21 protein-coding genes are annotated in these 17,856 nt (G+C 55.3%); 6 read left to right on the top strand and 15 right to left on the bottom strand.

The annotated features are described in order from the left end of the window. Positions 1 to 81: 81 nt before the first annotated feature. From H1S06_RS13945 to dtd, 3 genes are all read left to right on the top strand, one after another. Positions 82 to 573 carry a YehS family protein gene (locus H1S06_RS13945; RefSeq protein ID WP_181741267.1) on the top strand — a complete coding sequence of 164 codons (492 nt, stop codon included), beginning with the start codon at positions 82 to 84 and terminating at the stop codon, positions 571 to 573. A 307-nt stretch (positions 574 to 880) separates the two neighbouring features. Continuing rightward, on the top strand, positions 881 to 1,831 hold the full coding sequence (gene pip, locus H1S06_RS13940; protein WP_181741265.1) for a prolyl aminopeptidase: 951 nt from the start codon (positions 881 to 883) through the stop codon (positions 1,829 to 1,831). 15 nt (positions 1,832 to 1,846) lie between these two features. After that, positions 1,847 to 2,296 (top strand): D-aminoacyl-tRNA deacylase, encoded by a 450-nt coding sequence (gene dtd, locus H1S06_RS13935; protein ID WP_181741263.1) that lies wholly within the window; start codon positions 1,847 to 1,849, stop codon positions 2,294 to 2,296. A gap of 19 nt (positions 2,297 to 2,315) precedes the next feature. Here the strand turns inward: dtd and H1S06_RS13930 are convergent, their stop codons facing one another. Both H1S06_RS13930 and H1S06_RS15625 read right to left on the bottom strand, forming a co-directional pair. Continuing rightward, the gene (locus tag H1S06_RS13930) at positions 2,316 to 2,771 is read right to left on the bottom strand and encodes an OsmC family protein (RefSeq protein WP_181741261.1); all 456 of its coding nucleotides are present in this window, start codon (positions 2,769 to 2,771) and stop codon (positions 2,316 to 2,318) included. 129 nt (positions 2,772 to 2,900) lie between these two features. Then, positions 2,901 to 3,032 carry a hypothetical protein gene (locus tag H1S06_RS15625; RefSeq protein WP_255483110.1) on the bottom strand — a complete coding sequence of 44 codons (132 nt, stop codon included), beginning with the start codon at positions 3,030 to 3,032 and terminating at the stop codon, positions 2,901 to 2,903. Between H1S06_RS15625 and H1S06_RS15790 the strand changes: the two genes are divergently transcribed. Together H1S06_RS15790 and H1S06_RS13920 are read left to right on the top strand one after the other, a co-directional pair. Further along, positions 3,018 to 3,638 (top strand): RHS repeat domain-containing protein, encoded by a 621-nt coding sequence (locus tag H1S06_RS15790; RefSeq protein ID WP_407658787.1) that lies wholly within the window; start codon positions 3,018 to 3,020, stop codon positions 3,636 to 3,638. The genes H1S06_RS15625 and H1S06_RS15790 overlap by 15 nt on opposite strands. Before the next feature lie 20 nt (positions 3,639 to 3,658). Further along, positions 3,659 to 4,033 carry a hypothetical protein gene (locus H1S06_RS13920; protein WP_181741259.1) on the top strand — a complete coding sequence of 125 codons (375 nt, stop codon included), beginning with the start codon at positions 3,659 to 3,661 and terminating at the stop codon, positions 4,031 to 4,033. A 312-nt stretch (positions 4,034 to 4,345) separates the two neighbouring features. Here the strand turns inward: H1S06_RS13920 and lipA are convergent, their stop codons facing one another. The 13 genes from lipA to H1S06_RS13855 all read right to left on the bottom strand — a co-directional run bounded on the left by lipA (position 4,346) and on the right by H1S06_RS13855 (position 16,110). Then, positions 4,346 to 5,338 carry a lipoyl synthase gene (gene lipA / locus H1S06_RS13915; protein WP_181741257.1) on the bottom strand — a complete coding sequence of 331 codons (993 nt, stop codon included), beginning with the start codon at positions 5,336 to 5,338 and terminating at the stop codon, positions 4,346 to 4,348. Positions 5,339 to 5,343: 5 nt separating this feature from the next. Beyond that, positions 5,344 to 6,000: a lipoyl(octanoyl) transferase LipB gene (gene lipB, locus H1S06_RS13910; RefSeq protein WP_181741255.1), complete on the bottom strand. Its 657-nt coding sequence runs from the start codon at positions 5,998 to 6,000 to the stop codon at positions 5,344 to 5,346. Next, entirely contained in the window at positions 6,000 to 6,275 is a 276-nt protein-coding gene (locus H1S06_RS13905; RefSeq protein WP_181741253.1) for a YbeD family protein, read from the bottom strand. Before H1S06_RS13905 ends, lipB begins: the two co-directional genes overlap by 1 nt. After that, entirely contained in the window at positions 6,275 to 7,138 is an 864-nt protein-coding gene (locus H1S06_RS13900) for a D-amino acid aminotransferase (RefSeq protein WP_181741251.1), read from the bottom strand. Before H1S06_RS13900 ends, H1S06_RS13905 begins: the two co-directional genes overlap by 1 nt. Before the next feature lie 66 nt (positions 7,139 to 7,204). Beyond that, positions 7,205 to 8,377 (bottom strand): D-alanyl-D-alanine carboxypeptidase family protein, encoded by a 1,173-nt coding sequence (locus tag H1S06_RS13895; RefSeq protein ID WP_181741249.1) that lies wholly within the window; start codon positions 8,375 to 8,377, stop codon positions 7,205 to 7,207. An 86-nt stretch (positions 8,378 to 8,463) separates the two neighbouring features. Continuing rightward, positions 8,464 to 9,291: a septal ring lytic transglycosylase RlpA family protein gene (locus H1S06_RS13890; protein ID WP_181741247.1), complete on the bottom strand. Its 828-nt coding sequence runs from the start codon at positions 9,289 to 9,291 to the stop codon at positions 8,464 to 8,466. Between the two features lie 3 nt (positions 9,292 to 9,294). Further along, positions 9,295 to 10,305 carry a lytic murein transglycosylase B gene (gene mltB, locus H1S06_RS13885; RefSeq protein WP_181741245.1) on the bottom strand — a complete coding sequence of 337 codons (1,011 nt, stop codon included), beginning with the start codon at positions 10,303 to 10,305 and terminating at the stop codon, positions 9,295 to 9,297. 11 nt (positions 10,306 to 10,316) lie between these two features. Next, the gene (rodA, locus tag H1S06_RS13880; protein WP_181741243.1) at positions 10,317 to 11,459 is read right to left on the bottom strand and encodes a rod shape-determining protein RodA; all 1,143 of its coding nucleotides are present in this window, start codon (positions 11,457 to 11,459) and stop codon (positions 10,317 to 10,319) included. Next, positions 11,459 to 13,357 (bottom strand): penicillin-binding protein 2, encoded by a 1,899-nt coding sequence (gene mrdA / locus H1S06_RS13875; RefSeq protein WP_181741241.1) that lies wholly within the window; start codon positions 13,355 to 13,357, stop codon positions 11,459 to 11,461. The genes rodA and mrdA overlap by 1 nt, the downstream gene beginning before the upstream one ends. Positions 13,358 to 13,365: 8 nt before the next feature. After that, positions 13,366 to 13,833, bottom strand: coding sequence for a 23S rRNA (pseudouridine(1915)-N(3))-methyltransferase RlmH (gene rlmH, locus H1S06_RS13870; protein ID WP_181741239.1), 468 nt, complete (start codon positions 13,831 to 13,833; stop codon positions 13,366 to 13,368). A gap of 10 nt (positions 13,834 to 13,843) precedes the next feature. Then, entirely contained in the window at positions 13,844 to 14,191 is a 348-nt protein-coding gene (rsfS, locus tag H1S06_RS13865; protein WP_181741237.1) for a ribosome silencing factor, read from the bottom strand. 18 nt (positions 14,192 to 14,209) lie between these two features. Further along, complete coding sequence (nadD, locus tag H1S06_RS13860; RefSeq protein ID WP_181741235.1) at positions 14,210 to 14,854, bottom strand: nicotinate-nucleotide adenylyltransferase; 645 nt, start codon at positions 14,852 to 14,854, stop codon at positions 14,210 to 14,212. Next, a complete protein-coding gene (locus H1S06_RS13855) occupies positions 14,854 to 16,110 on the bottom strand; it encodes a glutamate-5-semialdehyde dehydrogenase (RefSeq protein ID WP_181741233.1) in 1,257 nt (418 codons plus the stop codon). The genes nadD and H1S06_RS13855 overlap by 1 nt, the downstream gene beginning before the upstream one ends. Positions 16,111 to 16,275: 165 nt before the next feature. Between H1S06_RS13855 and H1S06_RS13850 the strand changes: the two genes are divergently transcribed. Then, a complete protein-coding gene (locus H1S06_RS13850; RefSeq protein WP_181741231.1) occupies positions 16,276 to 17,835 on the top strand; it encodes a hypothetical protein in 1,560 nt (519 codons plus the stop codon). Positions 17,836 to 17,856 lie beyond the last annotated feature (21 nt).

Here is a 17,856-nt window from a genome sequence, read left to right as displayed (position 1 = left end):
GCCCCGGCCTTTTTTATTATTGCCGCCCTCTCATACACCTATCAGCCATGCCCCTGCGCATGGGCAACATCAGGACCAACCGTGAACAACAACGATATTCTACGCCGCCTGCGCTATGCCTTCGACTTCAAGAATACGAAGCTGATTGAGATCTTTGCTGCGGCCGACCATCAGGTCACTCAGCTGCAGGTGATGAACTGGTTGAAGAAAGAGGATGACGCGGCGTACTGCGCGGCGACCGATCGCGAACTGGCCATTTTCCTCAACGGCCTGATCAACACCCGGCGCGGCCGACGAGAAGGCGAACAGCCCCAGCCGGAAACACGGCTGAGCAACAACATGATCCTCATGAAGCTGAAGATCGCCCTCAACATGACTTCGGATGATATGCTGCAAACCCTGCAGGCCGCCGAGTTCTGCCTGAGTAAGCATGAACTGAGCGCGTTTTTGCGCAAGCCTGGCAACAAGCACTACCGCGAATGCAAGGACCAGGTTCTGCGCAATTTTTTGGTGGGCATACAACGCCGCTTTCGCCCCGGTACGCAGCAGCCCGTGACACGCCAGCCCGTTTGAGGGCGACCCGGTCAAATAGCGCCTCAGGCGCCCGGAGCTTTCCCCCTGTAGCTTCACGCTTTTATCACGGGCAACAGCGCCATACTGGGACGAAAGTACCTATTACCAGTGTGGCAGCCACACTTCGTGTCGGCCTCTAGCTGGCAAACGACCAGCCTGCCGCTATCTCGATCCGTGAGGACCGCAACAGAATCACTCAGAACCAGTCCCGCTTCCTGCCTTATATCATTCCGGATTGACGCCAGTCCTGTTCAAGTCCCGCGTGCCGCTGGCTATACTGGGGCCTCAGCGGCTCAAGGAGACCCCTATGCGCACCCTCTACCCCGAAATCGGCATCAATCACGAGTACTGTCTGAACGTGGACACAGGCCACGCACTGTTCGTGGAGGAAAGCGGCAACCCCAACGGCATTCCCGTCCTGTTCGTCCATGGCGGCCCCGGCGGCGGTTGCAGCCCCGAGCATCGGCGCTTCTTTAATCCCGAACGCTATCGCATTGTCCTGTTCGATCAACGAGGCTGTGGCCGCTCCACCCCCCACGCCAGACTGGAGGATAACAACACCCAGGCGCTGGTCGATGACATGGAACGCATCCGAGAACACCTTGGCATCGAGCAGTGGCTTCTGTTTGGTGGCAGCTGGGGATCAACACTAAGCCTGGTCTATGCTGAAACATATCCCGAACGCGTTTCCGGCATGATTCTGCGCGGCATTTTTCTCTGCCGCGATCGGGATATCCACTGGTTCTATCAACAAGGGGCCAGCGCCCTTTTTCCTGATTACTGGCAGGACTATCTTGAGCCCATTCCCGCAAGCGAGCACAATGACCTGCTCGGCGCCTACTACACGCGTCTGACTTCCAGTAACGAGCTGGCACAAATGCAAGCAGCCAAAGCCTGGTCTGTGTGGGAAGGTCGCTGTTCCACTCTGATGCCCAACCCCAGTGTAGTTGATCATTTCGGTGACCCTCATTTTGCCCTGGCAATGGCACGTATCGAGGCGCATTACTTTATCCACAAGGCGTTTCTGGAGCCGGATCAGATTTTGCGCAATGCGGCCAGGCTACGCGATATCCCGCTCACCATTGTCCATGGACGTTATGATGTGGTGTGCCCACTTGAGCAGGCCCATGCACTGCATCAAGTGTTGCCACAATCGCGTCTGCACATTGTGCGCAATGCCGGCCACTCCGCCTTCGAACCCGGCATCATCGACAACCTGGTGCAGGCAACCGACGAATTTGCCGCACAAAGCGCATAACCACAAGGAGCTGTAGTGAAAGGACTGATCCAACGTGTACGTCACGCCAGCGTAACGGTAGAAGGTGAAATCATCGGCCAGATCGAAAACGGCATACTACTGTTGTTGGGGGTCGAAAAAGGCGATAACGAAACAACTGCCGACAAACTGCTGCAGAAGGTATTGAAGTACCGTATCTTTGCTGATGCCGACGACAAGATGAACCTGAGCCTGACCGATATTGGTGGCGGCCTGCTGGTAGTATCCCAGTTCACTCTGGTGGCCGATACCCGCAAAGGGCTCAGACCCAGCTTCTCATCCGGCGCAACACCCACTGACGGCGAGCGCCTCTACAACCATTTCGTTGATCAGGCTCGACATGCCCACACCCCGGTTGCAACTGGCTGCTTCGGTGCCGACATGAAGGTAGAACTGCTGAACGACGGGCCGGTAACCTTCCTGCTGGACGTACCGCCCGCCGATTAAATCAACGCCGGGCTGACGTTCAGGCCATGCAGCTCGGCGCTACCAGGCTGTGGGTAACTCGCGTTTCCAGCTTGATGTTGTCATGCAATGGACAACGCTCACAAATCGCATCCAGAAATGCCAGCTTTTCTTCGTCGGTCATATCCGCATCGATTTCCGCCGACACCTGCACCTGTTGAAACCCCGTACGGTCTTCGCTCGGTTTGCCCAGTAAGCCCGCCGGATTGTAATCTCCCTCAACACTCACTTTCATACCGCGCAGATTAATTTTCTGTTGCATCGCGGCAATACGGCCAATGGTGCAGATACACCCGCCGAGCGAAAACAGAAAATATTCCAGTGGTGTAGGCCCCTGATCACTGCCACGAGCCGCTTCCGGCTGGTCTATTTTGACTTGGTGACCTCGAATATCGGCACTGACCAGAAATCCTGCGTTCATCTCGGCACTGACGGAAACACGCTTGTTCGCACTCATCACATACCCTCGAATTTTAAATAAGAATTTACTAATACTATGGATTTGAGCGCTCCTGCGCAATCCGTAACAGCACGAGACATGACTGCCGAACCTCCGAGCACACTCGGCTACTTGTCACGTGTATTCTTACTCAATCCATGAAAGGCAGGCGAATATGATGCCAACGGCCAGCTCATTCAGGAAACCGTCTGGCTTGGCAACATCCCGGTTGCAACCCTGCGCCCCGCCGGCACTGGTGTTGCGGTGTATTACATCCATACGGATCACCCCAACACCCCACGACGCATTAGCCGAGCCAGTGACAACCAAATTGTCTGGCGTTGGGATAACGACCCCTTTGGTCGCCACACAGCCAATGAAGACCCGGACGGTGACAGTCAGCTATTCACCTTCTCTCTGCGCTACCCAGGGCAGTACTACGATGAGGAAACCGGGTTACACTACAACTATTTCAGGGATTATGACCCCAGTCTTGGGCGGTATTTGCAGAGTGATCCGATTGGTCTTCAAGGCGGCATAAACACCTACCTTTACACCAATGCAAACCCTCTTGTTTATATTGACCCTTTAGGTTTAGCTCCTGGTATGGGAAGTCGAGGTGCCTCTGCTATGGAAGCTATAGGGGATGCTATTGACCAAGGTTTGTGTGGGTGGTGGCCTGGTCATCCTGATTGTTGGTCTATGTGTGTACGCTGGAGATGTGAACGGGATGGTGACTGTGGTGAAAAAGAATATTACTCCATTGGTCGAGGATCTCCTTACGTTGCCAGTCCGAGTTATGACCCGAATAATGATGATAAATGTGAATGTGTCATGCGTTGCGTCCCAGGACAGCCTAATTGTAGAGGCCTGAATACGCAGTAATATTAACGGAGGATGGTGGCATGAAAAATCGTATCTTATTTAGTTTAGCTATTTTTTCTATGCTTATTGCCTATTTTATAGGTGTGTCCGTTGGGAAGCAGGGAATTAGTTATGCGCTTGATGTTACCCAAGGGGAGTTGGCTTTCAACCATCTTAAAAGGTATCGGGTGATAAAAGAAGATCTGGAAAGTGGGTGTCTTGAGGAGGCCTTAGAAAAACTAAGTTTCTATGTTGATGAACAAATGATGTTACTGGCTGAATATGTTCAGCATCATAAAGTTGAAGCAATTAACTCTTACATTGCTAAAAGGGACGACACTTTATTAGGCCAATTAAAATCTTATGAAATTGATTGGAAAAAGGAATGGGTTGAGAAAAAATGCCAGGAAATATGAGGGTTTTCAAAACTCTGCATCAGCCAATTAGCCCTCATAGGCTGATGTGATTTTCCAAGTTTTGGGGAATATATCCTAGCGGTTATTACACATCTGAGATGACTCCAATTCGTTGTGGAAATGTTCCACCAGCTCCGCCGGAGGGTTCGGTTGGCATGAATATGTGGATAGCCGATGTAGTTATAACCCTTTCTGGTATAAGGCCCAGGTAAGAGGAAAAGCTCCATGGGACTATAAGCAGCAAGAGAGTCCCGGAGCAACGCATGACCCATTGATACTCAAAGTCAAACGTTACCCAGGGCATCGGAAAATTTACTTTTCCTTGTAACCAACCACTTTTTCGCCTTTTGCTTGAAGATCGGCATGGTAAGAAGAGCGCACCAACGGCCCGCTGGCCACATGGCTAAAGCCGATTTCTTTGGCTATGCGCTCAAATTCGGCGAATTCTTCCGGCGTTACATATCGATCCAGTGCCAAGTGGTTACGGCTTGGCTGCAGGTACTGACCAATGGTGATCATATCGACATTGTGGGCACGTAGATCATGCATCACTTCGATAATTTCCTCATTGGTTTCACCACAGCCCACCATCAGGCCAGATTTGGTACGTACATTCGGTTGCAGTGCCTTGTAGCGCTTGAGCAAATCCAATGACCACTGATAATCGGCTCCCGGGCGCACCTTGCGGTACAGACGTGGGACAGTTTCCAGGTTGTGGTTGAAGACATCCGGCGGTGTCTGATCCAGAATTTCCAAAGCGACATCCATGCGGCCTCGGAAATCCGGTACCAGGGTTTCGATCTGAATGCTGGGAATACGTTCACGTGTCTCACGAATACAATCGGCAAAGTGCTGCGCACCACCATCGCGCAGGTCGTCTCGGTCTACCGAGGTAATCACGACATACTTCAGCCCCATGTCGGCGATTGCTTCTGCCAGTTCACGTGGCTCTTCCGGCGCCAGCGCATTAGGGCGCCCATGAGCCACGTCACAGAATGGGCAGCGACGAGTACAAATATCGCCCATAATCATGAAAGTGGCGGTACCATGACTGAAGCACTCCCCCAGATTGGGGCAACTGGCTTCTTCACAGACTGATGCCAACTTATGTTTGCGCAGCTTATCCTTGATCCGTTTTACTTCCGCATTGGAGCCCATACGTACGCGTAACCAGTCAGGTTTGCGTAGCATTTCTTCCTTTTCCGTTGGAATAACCTTAATCGGAATGCGGGCAACCTTGTCGGCACCACGCAGTTTAACGCCTTGCTCGACCCGGCCGGTTTTGTTTTCGGAGGATTCAGCCATACTAATCAGTCTTCCAATATCTGTGTGCGGGTGAGGGCAGTATACCCCAATCTTTTAACCAAGTAATTCACTAGGTTATTCGGAACAGATGTCAGATCGGCATTCGGAGCCAGGGCATGTAACTGTGTCATCTGCAGTCCTGCGTAACCGCAGGGGTTGATCCGCAAAAAGGGTTCAAGATCCATGTTCAGGTTCAGAGCCAATCCATGGAAGGAACACCCCCGCCGAATGCGCAACCCCAGCGAGCATATTTTCTGTTCATCGACATACACCCCGGGTGCATCGGCCTTGGGATAAGCACGGACACCATAGTCAGCAAGCAATGCGACAATCGACTGCTCAATGATATCGACCAGTTCACGCACACCCAGTTTGCGTCGGCGCAAATCCAGCATAAGATAGGCAATCTGCTGTCCCGGCCCGTGATAGGTAACCTGGCCACCACGATCCACCTGTACGACCGGAATATCTCCCGTCGCCAACAAATGTTCGGCCTTACCGGCCTGCCCTTGGGTAAAAACCCGTTCATGCTGCAATAGCCAGATTTCATCCACCGTGTCGGCATCACGGCGAGCCGTCAAGGCCTGCATCGCCTGCCAAGCGCGCTCATAGGGCTGTAGCCCAGGCAGTTCGCGGATGATCAACTCGTCAGCAATCGCCATCAGAGGACCATTTTAACGCGCCCGGTGGCCTTGAGTTCCTCGTGCAGACTCACCAGTTGCTGCTCACTGGTTGCAGTAATTTTGAATCGCACAGAGCTATAGTTACCCTTACCGCTCTCCTGTACAACCACCTGCTCGATATCCAGATCGGGCACATGCACCTGCACGATTTCGATGACCATTCCCTTGAAGTCAGCCTGGTTATCTCCGATCACCTTGATCGGATAGTCGGGGTGCGGAAATTCGATTTTTGGTGCTTCGATCTCAGTACTCATTAAGCCTCTCCGGTCATTAGCCGGTGTTGAAAACAGGTAAACAAGGCAAACATTTTCTGCCATAGCGGGCCTTTCCGGCCATCGGCTACGGGTTCGCCGTCAATACTCAACACAGGTATAACACCTCGTGTCGAGCTGGATATCCACACTTCATCGGCCGTGGCCAGCTCTTCCGGTCGCAGATCAACCTCCTGATAAGGAATACCGGCTTCTGCGGCCAGCTCCAGTATCAGCTCTCGCGTTGTGCCACCCAGAATTTCCGAACTGCGCTTCGGGGTATAAAGCACTCCCTGGCGTACCAGAAACAGGTTGCTCGATGTACCCTCACTGAGCAGGCCATCACGCACTAACAAAGCTTCATCGGCACCGGCTTCCCTCGCCTGCTGCAAGACCAAAATATTGGGCAACAGACCGGTCGATTTAATATCGCAGCGATGCCACCGCAGATCTGCGGTGACAATCACGTGGTACCCCTGAACCTGATCCGCCCCTTCGCCATAAATATCCCGAATGGGCGAGGTGCAGGCAAATACCGTTGGCTGCATACGGTCATCGTAGGTATGGGTACGGTAACCGGCGCTGCCACGACTGACCTGTAAGTATACGGATAGACTGCCGCCGCCATTGCGCTGTACCAGTTCGTCCAAAATAGCGGCCCAGTCTTCATTAGCCTGGATACGAATGGCTCTCAAACTATGGACAAGTCGATCCAGGTGCTGTTGCAGCCGAAAGCCAATTCCTCGGTAGTACGGAATGACTTCATAAACACTGTCAGCAAACAGAAAGCCCCTATCAAAGACGGACACGGATGCTTGATCAGGCGCTACAAACCGCCCATTGAGGTATACGACTTCGTTATTCATAAAATGCAACTGCCCACATCCTTAGATGTGGGCAGCATAAACCGGTTTCAAGGTTTTGTCTGTTTTTTAGCCGATCAGGCCCAGGAAGAACAGCAGGATTGCATGCCAGATCCGCTTGAACAGACCACCTTCTTCAACTGACTCCAGTGCCACCAAAGGAACAGTTGTCACTGTTTCCCCACCTAGGCTCACACGTACCTTGCCAAGCTCCTGACCTTGCGCCACAGGCCCCTTGATCACCTTATCCAGTTCAATACTGGCTTCCAGCTGATCTGTCTTGCCACGCGGAACCGTAACAGCCAAATCTTCCTTCAAACCCAGACGAATCTGATCGCGGCTGCCCGCCCAGACCTTGCTGTTTTCCAGCACCTGTCCGGCCGTGTACAGCTGGTGGGTACGATAGTAACGGAAACCGTAGGCCAGCAGTTTCTGGCTTTCACGTGAGCGGGCTTCTTCGCTGTCAGTGCCCATCACAACTGACACCAGTCGCATGTCATCACGTTTGGCTGAAGCCACCAGGCAGTAACCGGCGTCGTCAGTGTGCCCTGTTTTGATACCGTCCACGCTGTTGTCACGCCACAGCAACTGGTTGCGGTTCGGCTGGCGAATATTGTTGTAGGTAAAATATTTCTGTGAATAAATCGCGTAATGATCCGGGAAACGGGTAATCAGCGCCTTGGCCAGTTTGGCCAGATCGATAGCGGAAGAGTAATGATCATCTGCAGGAAGCCCTGTCGCGTTAACAAAGTGAGTGTCATCCATGCCCAGCAGGCGCGCATGCTGGTTCATCAAGTCGGCAAACGCACGCTCACTCCCCGCGATGTGCTCAGCCAAGGCAACTGACGCATCATTACCCGACTGGATAATAACACCACGCAGCAAGTCCCCCACCTTCACCTGGGTTCCTTCCTGAATGAACATGCGCGACCCTCCTGTACGCCACGCTTTTTCACTCACCAGAACCAGATCGTCTTCAGCAATATTACCTTTGCTGATTTCATATTCGACGATGTAGCTGGTCATCATTTTGGTCAGACTGGCGGGAGCGAAACGCTCGTCCTCCCGATCGGCCGCAATGATATGCCCGGTGTCGGCATCCATCACCAGATAGGAGCGCGCCGACACCTGCGGCGGGGCCGGAATCAACGATGAAGCAGCCTGCGCCGTACTGGTCAGCAGCAATGCCGATAACAGGGTTAAGTAGAAGAGTGCTGTCGAGAAGGGAATTCGTTGCGCCATAGTCTGTCAGTTACATCGTTTTTAATGGGTGAAGGTGCAGCCGCCTGTGCGACCCCACACACAAGGTTTCCACTCTACCGGTGGCATCAGGGCAAGTCTACCAGATGCGCGCCGGAGTACCCTGCCTGTGACAACTGCTGCAGCAACCAGTTCAATGTATGGCTGCCACTCAATGGCCCCAGACGAACACGGTACAGGGCCCGGCCGTCCCGTTCTGCAGACTCGACAAGCGCAGGCTCGTTCAACAAAGCCTGCAGCTCTGCCGCTAGAGCTTCGGCCCCGCTGACACTACTCAACGCCGCGACCTGTAACAGCCGCCCGGTAATCGCGGCGTCGCCGGCCGGTACGCCGCTGCGCCCGTGCTCAGCAGTCATCAACCCGGCATCGGCAGTGATCGCTTCCACCTCGACCCGTGCAGTCCCCTTACCCAACATATCGAGACGATAGGCGGCGGCATAAGAGAGGTCGATAATGCGCTCGTCGTGAAAGGGTCCTCGATCATTGACCCGGACGACAACCTGACGGCCATTATCCAGGTTAGTCACGCGGACATAGCTCGGCAGCGGCAACGCTTTGTGTGCCGCGCTCATCTGGTACATGTCATAAACTTCGCCATTGGACGTAGTATGACCATGAAATTTCTTGCCATACCAGGAGGCGACGCCACGTTGCTGATAGCCCTCGGCACTGGGCATAACGCTGTAGCGCTTGCCCAGGACCGTATATGGGCTCTTGTTGCCCCAGCGACTGGGCGGCTCCACACGTGGAACCGCATCAGGTACCTTCGACATATCCACATCGCTGTCAGGCCCCCGATCCTGCTGGATACTATAACGCCCTGCGTTATCCTGCTTGGAAGCGCAACCACCCAGTAACAGAGCGGCACCAAGACCCGCTATCAGCCAGGGTTTCATAAATCAGGACTCCTGCGCGGTTGCCGAGGGCCCACGTGCATCCTTGATCGCCTGGCTGAGTTCGTACACGGCCATGGCATACAGGCGGCTGTGGTTATAGCGGGTGATAACGTAGAAGTTATGCAAACCGAACCAGTAGTGCTCGCCATCTTCCATGGTCATTTCCATCAACGTGGCGGGCTGCTGCAAATTCAGCCCGTCTCGGGTAGACACGCCTCGCTCCGCCCACTGCTCCAAAGTCAGCTCGGGTTTAAGCCCGGCGTTGAACCAGCTTGCATCCGCTTCCTTGTTGAACACCACATTCGACCGAACCGGTTCCCCCGCCTTCCAGCCATGCTGGCTGAAGTAGTTGGCGACACTACCGATAGCATCCACTTCATTGGTCCAGATATCACGCTTGCCGTCGCCGTCAAAATCAACCGCATAATGGCGGAAGCTGGAGGGAATGAATTGCCCATACCCCATGGCACCGGCATAAGAGCCCAGAGGCTCGGACGGGTCCAACTGTTCTTCACGTGCCAACTGCAGGAAATGTACCAGCTCTCCACGGAAGAAGTCGGCGCGTTTGGGGTAATCAAAACCCAACGTTGCCAAGGCGTCCAGAACCCGGTAACGCCCCATGATGCGGCCGTAGCGTGTTTCGACACCGATAATGGAAACGATAATTTCGGCCGGTACGCCATAGGTCTCTTCAGCACGCTTCAATGTTTCTTCGTGCGTGTTCCAAAAAGCGACACCCTGTTTGATCCTTGGGGTCTCAACAAAAATCTTGCGGTATTCGCCCCAGGTCAGGCGTCGCTCGGCGGGACGCGAGATCGCTTCCAGGATAGACTCCTGACGTTTGGCCTTGGCCAGTACTGCACGTATTTCATCGGCTTCAAATCCTTCATCCACCAGCTGCTTGACCAGCTCTTCCGCCCGCGGATGTGCTTCGTAGCCGCTCGTAGCCCAGGCCGTCGCACCGGTTGTCATCAGGGCGCCGGTCAGCAGCACGCGTCCTAGTGTTTTGCGCATTTTTTTCTCCATCATCGGGTCAACATCTGCCGGTGTGTACTGATTGACATCAGGATACCAAAACCGGCCATCAGAGTTACGATCGAGGTGCCGCCATAGCTGACCATCGGCAGCGGGACACCCACCACCGGCAGCAAGCCGGTGACCATGCCAATATTCACGAACACATAGACAAAAAATGTCAGTGTTATACTCCCCGCCAATAAACGGGAAAAACTGTCCTGCGCACGAGTGGCAATAATCAGACCTCGAGCGATAATCATCAGGTAGATACCGAGCAGAATCAGCACCCCGGTCATGCCCAGTTCTTCACCAATCACCGCAATAATGAAGTCGGTATGCGATTCGGGCAAGAAATCGAGCTGTGATTGCGTCCCCTGCAACCACCCCTTGCCCGGCAACCCTCCCGAGCCAATTGCTGTTTTCGACTGGATAATATTCCAGCCCGCGCCCAAGGGATCACTTTCAGGATCAAGAAACGTCAGTACGCGCTGCCTTTGGTAATCTTTCATCACAGCCCAAAGTGCCGGCAATGCAGCTCCAGCCAGCCCCAAGGCGATGAAAATCCAGCGCCAGTACACACCCGACAACAGAATAACAAACACACCTGACGCCGCGATTAACAGCGACGTCCCCAGGTCGGGCTGTTTCATGATCAGGGCCGTGGGTATGGCCAACAACACCAGGGTGCTCAACAGGTGCTTGAACTGAGGCGGCAACTCTTCTCGCGTCAGCCAGGCTGCCACCATCATCGGTAACACCAGCTTCATGACTTCCGACGGCTGGAATCGGAACCCTGATACTTCCAGCCAGCGCTGAGCACCTTTCGCCCCGACACCGAACAGCAACACACCAACCAGAAGCCCGGCTCCGGCCAGATAGCCCCAGGGTGCCAGGCGACGGAAGGTACGCGGCTTGAATTGGGCCAGCAGAATCATCACACCAAGACCGGCTCCCATGCGCGCCGCCTGGCGATAGACATAGTCCATGTTCTGCCCTGAGGCACTATAGAGCACAAACAGACCGAACCCACACAGAATCAGCAACAACGACAACAGCCAGGCATCCAGATGGGTGTAATGCCAAAGGCCTGTCGGGCGCTGCAGGTGAACGCTGCTGCCCGGCATGGTGCGCTGAAAGTCACGATTGACCATTACTTGGCCTCCAGGTCATTTACGTAATCTCCCAACAACCAGGCGTCCAGTATTTCACGCGCAACCGGTGCCGCCGTACTGGAGCCGCCGCCGCCGCGTACACCACCATTCTCCACCACGACTGCCAATGCAATTTTGGGGTCTTCCACCGGCGCGAAGGCTACAAACAGGGCATGGTCACGATGGCGCTCCTCCAGTGCTTCGGCATCATAGACCGCGTCCTGAGCGATACCGACGACCTGCGCCGTACCCGTCTTGCCCGCTATATTGTAGGTTGTACCCTTGGCTGAGCGACGCGCCGTCCCCCTCGGGCCGTGCATCACCGACACCATGCCGTCAATGACTTGCTGCCAGTGCTCAGGGTTCTTCAACACGATATCATCCGGCTTGGTTTTTCGATTCAGCATGGGAGCAAAGGGTTGAGGGTCACCGCCCGGCTGCTCCAAAATCCCCTGCAGCATGCGCGGCTGTACCCAGCGCCCCCGGTTGGCCAATACGGCGGTTGACGTCGCCATCTGCAACGGCGTCATCACCAGAAAGCCCTGACCGATACTGAGGTTGATCGAGTCCCCCGGATACCAGGGCAAACGACGACTGCCTTCTTTCCATTCCCGGGACGGCAAAAAGTTGGTGAGTGCCTCCGGCTGGTCCAGACTGGCATCTTCGCCGACGCCAAACTTGCCCAGCATTTCCGACATGGGGCCAACCCCCATTTTATGACCGGCCTCGTAAAACCAGACATCACAGGATTGCGCCAGAGCATCATCCAGGTTCACCCAGCCATGCCCCCAACGTCGCCAGTCACGATAGCGGCGGCCGTTTTTGGTAATCTGATAAAACCCAGGGTCCCACACCTTGTCCTCAGCGCTCAACGTACCGGTTTCCAGCACTGCCAGGGCAATGATCGGCTTTACTGTCGAGGCTGGCGGATAACTGCCGCGCAGGGAGCGATTGAACAGCGGAAGATCCGGGGAGTCACGCAAGGCGCTGTAATCCTTACTGGAAATACCGGTAACAAACAGGTTGGGGTCATAGGTCGGCGTACTCACCATCGCCAGGATTTCGCCGCTCTTGGGGTCAATGGCGACAACAGACGCTCGCTGGTCCTTGAGCAGGGTTTCGATGAACTGCTGCAGACGCAGGTCCAGGCTCAGCTGCAAGTCTCGGCCCGGCACGGGGTCTTGCCGTTCAAGAACACGCAGGATGCGCCCGCGTGCATTGGTCTCAACTTTTTGAAACCCTACCTGCCCGTGCAACACATCTTCATAGAATTTCTCGATGCCAAGCTTGCCGATATAATGGGTGGCGGCGTAATTTTGCTCGTCCACCATGCCCAGCTCACGCTCGTTGATCCGACCGACATACCCCAGTGCATGTACCAGCGAAGCTCCGTGCGGATAGTAGCGGATCAGGTCAGCTTCGACCTGAACCCCCGGCAGACGGTGATAGCTGAGTGAAATCCGGGCAATCTCCTCCTCGGTCAGACCAAAACGCAGGGGAACCGTTTCATAGGGGCGACGCCGCTGTCCCAGGCGTTTGCGAAAACGCTCCACATCCCGCGCGTCCAGTTCGATCAGTTCGCCCAATGCGGTCAGCGTCTCTTCCAGGTCCCCCACCTCTTCCTTCAGCAGTGTCACACTGAAATTGGGGCGATTGTCGGCCAACAGAACACCGTTGCGATCGTAAATCAGGCCACGACGCGGAGCCACCGGTTGCAGCTGGACGCGATTTTTCTCCGAAATGGCTGCATAGCGTTCGTGTTCGACCACCTGCAGGTAGTAAATACGCCCGACCAGGACCAGCATCAGCAATACAACCAGTACGAACGCCAGCACGGAACGACTGGTAAACGTTACGCTCTCTCGTGAGTAGTCCTTTATGCGGTCGAAGGATGCCATGTACGAAATTATTTATGGTAGGGATGGCCCTGGAGAATACTCCAGGCACGATACAGCTGTTCCGCCAGCACAACCCGTACCAGCGGATGCGGCAGAGTCAGGGCCGACAAGGACCATTTTTGATCAGCCAGTGCCAGACAACGCGGGTCCAGACCATCAGGGCCGCCGACCAGCAGACTGATGTTACGACCATCCATACGCCAATTCTCGGCCTGTTCCGCCAACTGCTCAGTCGACCAGGAGCGCCCTTTCACGTCCAGCGCCACCACCCGGTCTCCCTTGCCGATCGCGGCCAGCATGGCATCACCCTCGCTGCGAATCGCCCGGGCCAGATCGGCATTCTTGCCTCTGTGCCCCGGTGCCAGCTCAATCAGCTCCAGCTGAAAGTCGGACGGCAAACGGCGAGCATACTCGGCGTAGCCCGCCTCGACCCAGTCCGGCATCCGGTTTCCCACTGCCAGCAAACGGATACGCATGATTCAGTCGTTACTCCGCAGCCGCGTCATCATCAGCATCAAAACGCCACAGGCGTTCCAGATCATAGAAACTGCGCGCATCCGGCATCATGACATGAACAATCACATCGCCCAGATCAACCAGAATCCAGTCTCCGGCACCCTGACCTTCAGTCCCCAATGGCTGCAGACCTGCCGCCTTCACCTTGTCCAGCACTTCCTGCGCTACCGACATCACATGACGCTTGGAGCTGCCGCTGGCAATCACCATATAATCAGTAACGCTGGATTTGCCGCGAACATCCAGTTCCGTGATATCACGTGCCTTCATGTCGTCCAGTGCACTTTGCACCAGTTCACGCAGTTGATCGATCTCCATCAGAGCCTTGTACCTTTGTTAGTGATAACCATAAAGTTTATGTTGCCGAATATAGTGCCATACCGGCTCCGGCAGCAGGTATCGCGGTGACTGCCCCTGAGCAATCAGCCGACGAATCTGCGTGGCCGAAATGCCCAGTGGCGTCAATTCCTGTATGTGTACCTTCCCTGCCGGCTGGCCCAGCAATTCGCCAACCGCCGAGGTCTGGTGCTCGCGGGTAAACCGCAACAGCCGTTCGTCCGTTCCCGATCCTTCGTAACCCGGCCGAGCCAGCACCAGAATATGGGCATATTCCAGAAAAGATTCCCACTCGTGCCAGCTGGGCAGGGTTCTGTAGGCATCCATGCCCATGGTCATGATGATCGGGCAGCTTTCCCCGCGTTCGCGACGCAAGGCCTGCAAGGTCAACAGAGAATAGGATGGCTCCGTCGACTCGACCTCACGCGGATCGACCCCCAGCGCAGACTCATCCTGCACTGCCAGCCGCACCATATCCAGCCGTTGCCGTGGCGTACACCCCGGCGCATCTCGATGCACCGGAGCCCCGGATGGAATCAGGCACACCTGATCGACACCCAGCCACTGCTTGAGTTCCAGCGCCGTACGCAGATGGCCATTATGAACGGGATCAAATGTCCCGCCCATGAATACCAGCGGTTGCATTAAACGCGAACCTGACCGTCGCCCAACACCACGTATTTTTCCGAAGTCAGCCCTTCCAGTCCAACCGGACCTCGCGCGTGGATTTTATCGGTCGAAATACCGATTTCCGCACCCAGACCATACTCAAAGCCATCGGCAAAACGCGTCGATGCATTGACCATCACCGAGCTGGAATCCACTTCGCGCAGAAAAGCCCGCGCCTTGGTGTAGTTTTCAGTAACGATGGCATCAGTATGATGCGAACCGTGGCGGTTGATATGCGCAATCGCCTCAGCCATGTCTGCAACCAGCTTCACCGCCAGTACCGGCGCCAGGTATTCCGTATCCCAATCGGCAGCCGTCGCGGGCTGTATTCCCGGTAACAGTTCACGGGTCTGCTCACAGCCACGCAGTTCAACTCCCAACTGGCCATAGTGTTCGGCCAGCTCCGGCAACAGCTCACCGGCCACAGACCGATCCACCAGCAGTGTCTCCATCGTGTTACAGGTGCCATAGCGGTGGGTTTTGGCATTAATGGCGATATTCAATGCCTTGCTTTTGTCCGCTTCGGCATCGATAAAGACATGGCATATACCATCCAGATGCTTGATAACCGGCACCCGAGCATCAGCGGAGATACGTTCGATCAGCCCCTTGCCACCACGCGGTACAATCACATCGACATATTCCGGCATGGCAATCATATGACCAACCGCCTCACGATCGGTGGTTTCCACCACCTGTACAGCTTCCTGTGGCAAACCGGCAGCACTCAACCCCTGGCGAATGCAGGCTGCAATGGCCTGATTCGAGTGAATGGCTTCGGAACCGCCACGCAAGATGCTGGCATTACCGGATTTCAGACAAAGGCTGGCCGCTTCGCAGGTTACGTTGGGCCGGGATTCATAAATAATCCCGATCACACCCAACGGCACACGCATCTTGCCGACCTGAATGCCGGACGGACGATAATTCATGTCACGCATACCACCGATGGGGTCAGGCAGAGCCGCCACCTGACGCAGCCCTTCGATCATCCCGTCAATACGAGCCGGAGTCAGTTCCAGACGGTCCAGCATGGCCGCATCCAACCCCTTGTCACGGCCGCTCTGCATATCCAGCGTATTAGCCTCGGCCAGCGTCACGCGATTGGCATCAATGGCATCAGCCATGGCCATCAATGCCTTGTTCTTGTTGGCGGTATCAGCACGCGCCATCAGCCGGGAAGCAGTACGGGCGCGCTCCCCCAATTCAGTCATATAGGCTTCAATATTCATCTCATCTATCCAGCTCGATGATTTTAGCGGTACAGTATAACCTTAACCTGGATCAAAGGTCTTTGAGATCCATGCATATTCCGGCAACGCTTTACCCTTTAAAGGGGATGTTGCAACGATCAGACACTAACCCAAGCATCTGCCTGCTTCGGATGTGGAGCCTTGATGAAGCCGACAGCCAATAATTCAGTCCGTACCCCCCAAATGACCTTGCGCGCCCTGCTGCTTGTCGCTCTGCTGTTGCTGCTGAGCCTCGCGCTTGCCGGCATCATCGAGTACCTGCGCCTACAGGAACGCGCCAACGATCAGGCTACTGACGTCAGCCAAGCGTTCGGAAACAGCACCGCGATCCTGGTGCAGCCCCTGGTACTCTCCGACGACCGTATCAGTCTGAACTATCTGCTGAACGAGCTGGCCAGCCTCTCGCTGATCAGTGGCGTCCGCTTGACCGCACCGGATCAGACTCTGATTGCTCTGTCCGGCAAGGATCAAGGACACCAGCACACCCTCGAACTGGTCCAGGGCGAAGTGCCCATCGGACAGCTGACCATCTGGAGTAACCCAACCGTTTTCAGCACAGCACTGCAGACACAGCTGACCGAAATCCTCCTGCTGCTCGCGCTCTGTTTCGGTATTACCCTCGTGCTGATGCTGTTCGGCCTGACACGCCCCCCCCGCACCCAAGCGACCATCGGTTCAGACCCGGCCGAGGCAATGACAGACACTGTCCCCATGAACACGCCTGTGGTGAGCGACACCCCGGCGGCGTCCACTGATCATGAACAACCTGCCACTGACAGCGACCTGATCCCGGATTTCAGTTTTGCCAGGAACGGCCAACCTCCCGCTTCCGCTGCCCCCAAAGCACCGGCACCGCCCGATATTCAGGCAACACCGGCACAACCTGAAGACGATACCGACATGCTCCCGGACTTCCCCCCTCTCCAGTCCGAGCCCGAAACAGTATCCGTGGAGGTAGAAGAGGAGGAAAACGAGCGCGACAGCACACCCGCACTGCCACCGCTGGCCGAGACTCCGTTGGATACAGAGCCAAGTTCCGAGCTTCCCACGACGACGAATCGTGAGCGCGAGCGAGCGCCACTGTACGTACTGGAGGCTGAACCGGAGTCGACTCTGATACCGGAAGAGGCCGGTTACCTGTTCCTGATCGACACCCGCAGTGCCCATTCAGACAATCTGGATGAGCAGGAGCGTGACCAACTACTACACAATTACCGTATTCTGGCCAACTCGGTCGCCCGCATTTACAGCGGCGAAACCCGTACGCTCAATAATGGCGACCTGTGCATTCTGTTTGCGGAAAGTGACGACAAGGACACCCATGGCATTAACGCACTCTGCTGCGCCATGCTGTTTGCCGGACTGTACAAGCAGTACAACCAGAAACAGATTCGAGCATTTCAGCCGGTCATCAACCTGCACATGGCGCTGGTGCGCGGCGCACGCGAGCAGATGAACACCTTACTGGAGCAGGCACAGCGACTGACGCAGACAACGCAGAGCAACGAGCTGATCAGCCATGCTCCGCTGACCGATGCCGACGCACTGCACGAAGTCCTGTTGCAAGACGGCAGAATCCGTCACGAAGATGAGGACAAGGTCCTGATTATGGAGATCTGTGCCACTTATCAGGAGCTGCTGGACAAGCAGGCACAGCACCTGTTGAACAAGCTTGATGAGCGCGATCAGGGCCAGGCTGACTGAAACAACGGCCCGGCCCTGCTT

The organism is Marinobacterium marinum, from assembly GCF_013868415.1.
Classification (GTDB): domain Bacteria; phylum Pseudomonadota; class Gammaproteobacteria; order Pseudomonadales; family Balneatricaceae; genus Marinobacterium; species Marinobacterium marinum.
The sequence above is the reverse complement of the archived record's forward strand: the minus strand, read 5'-3'. Positions and strand labels throughout refer to the sequence as shown.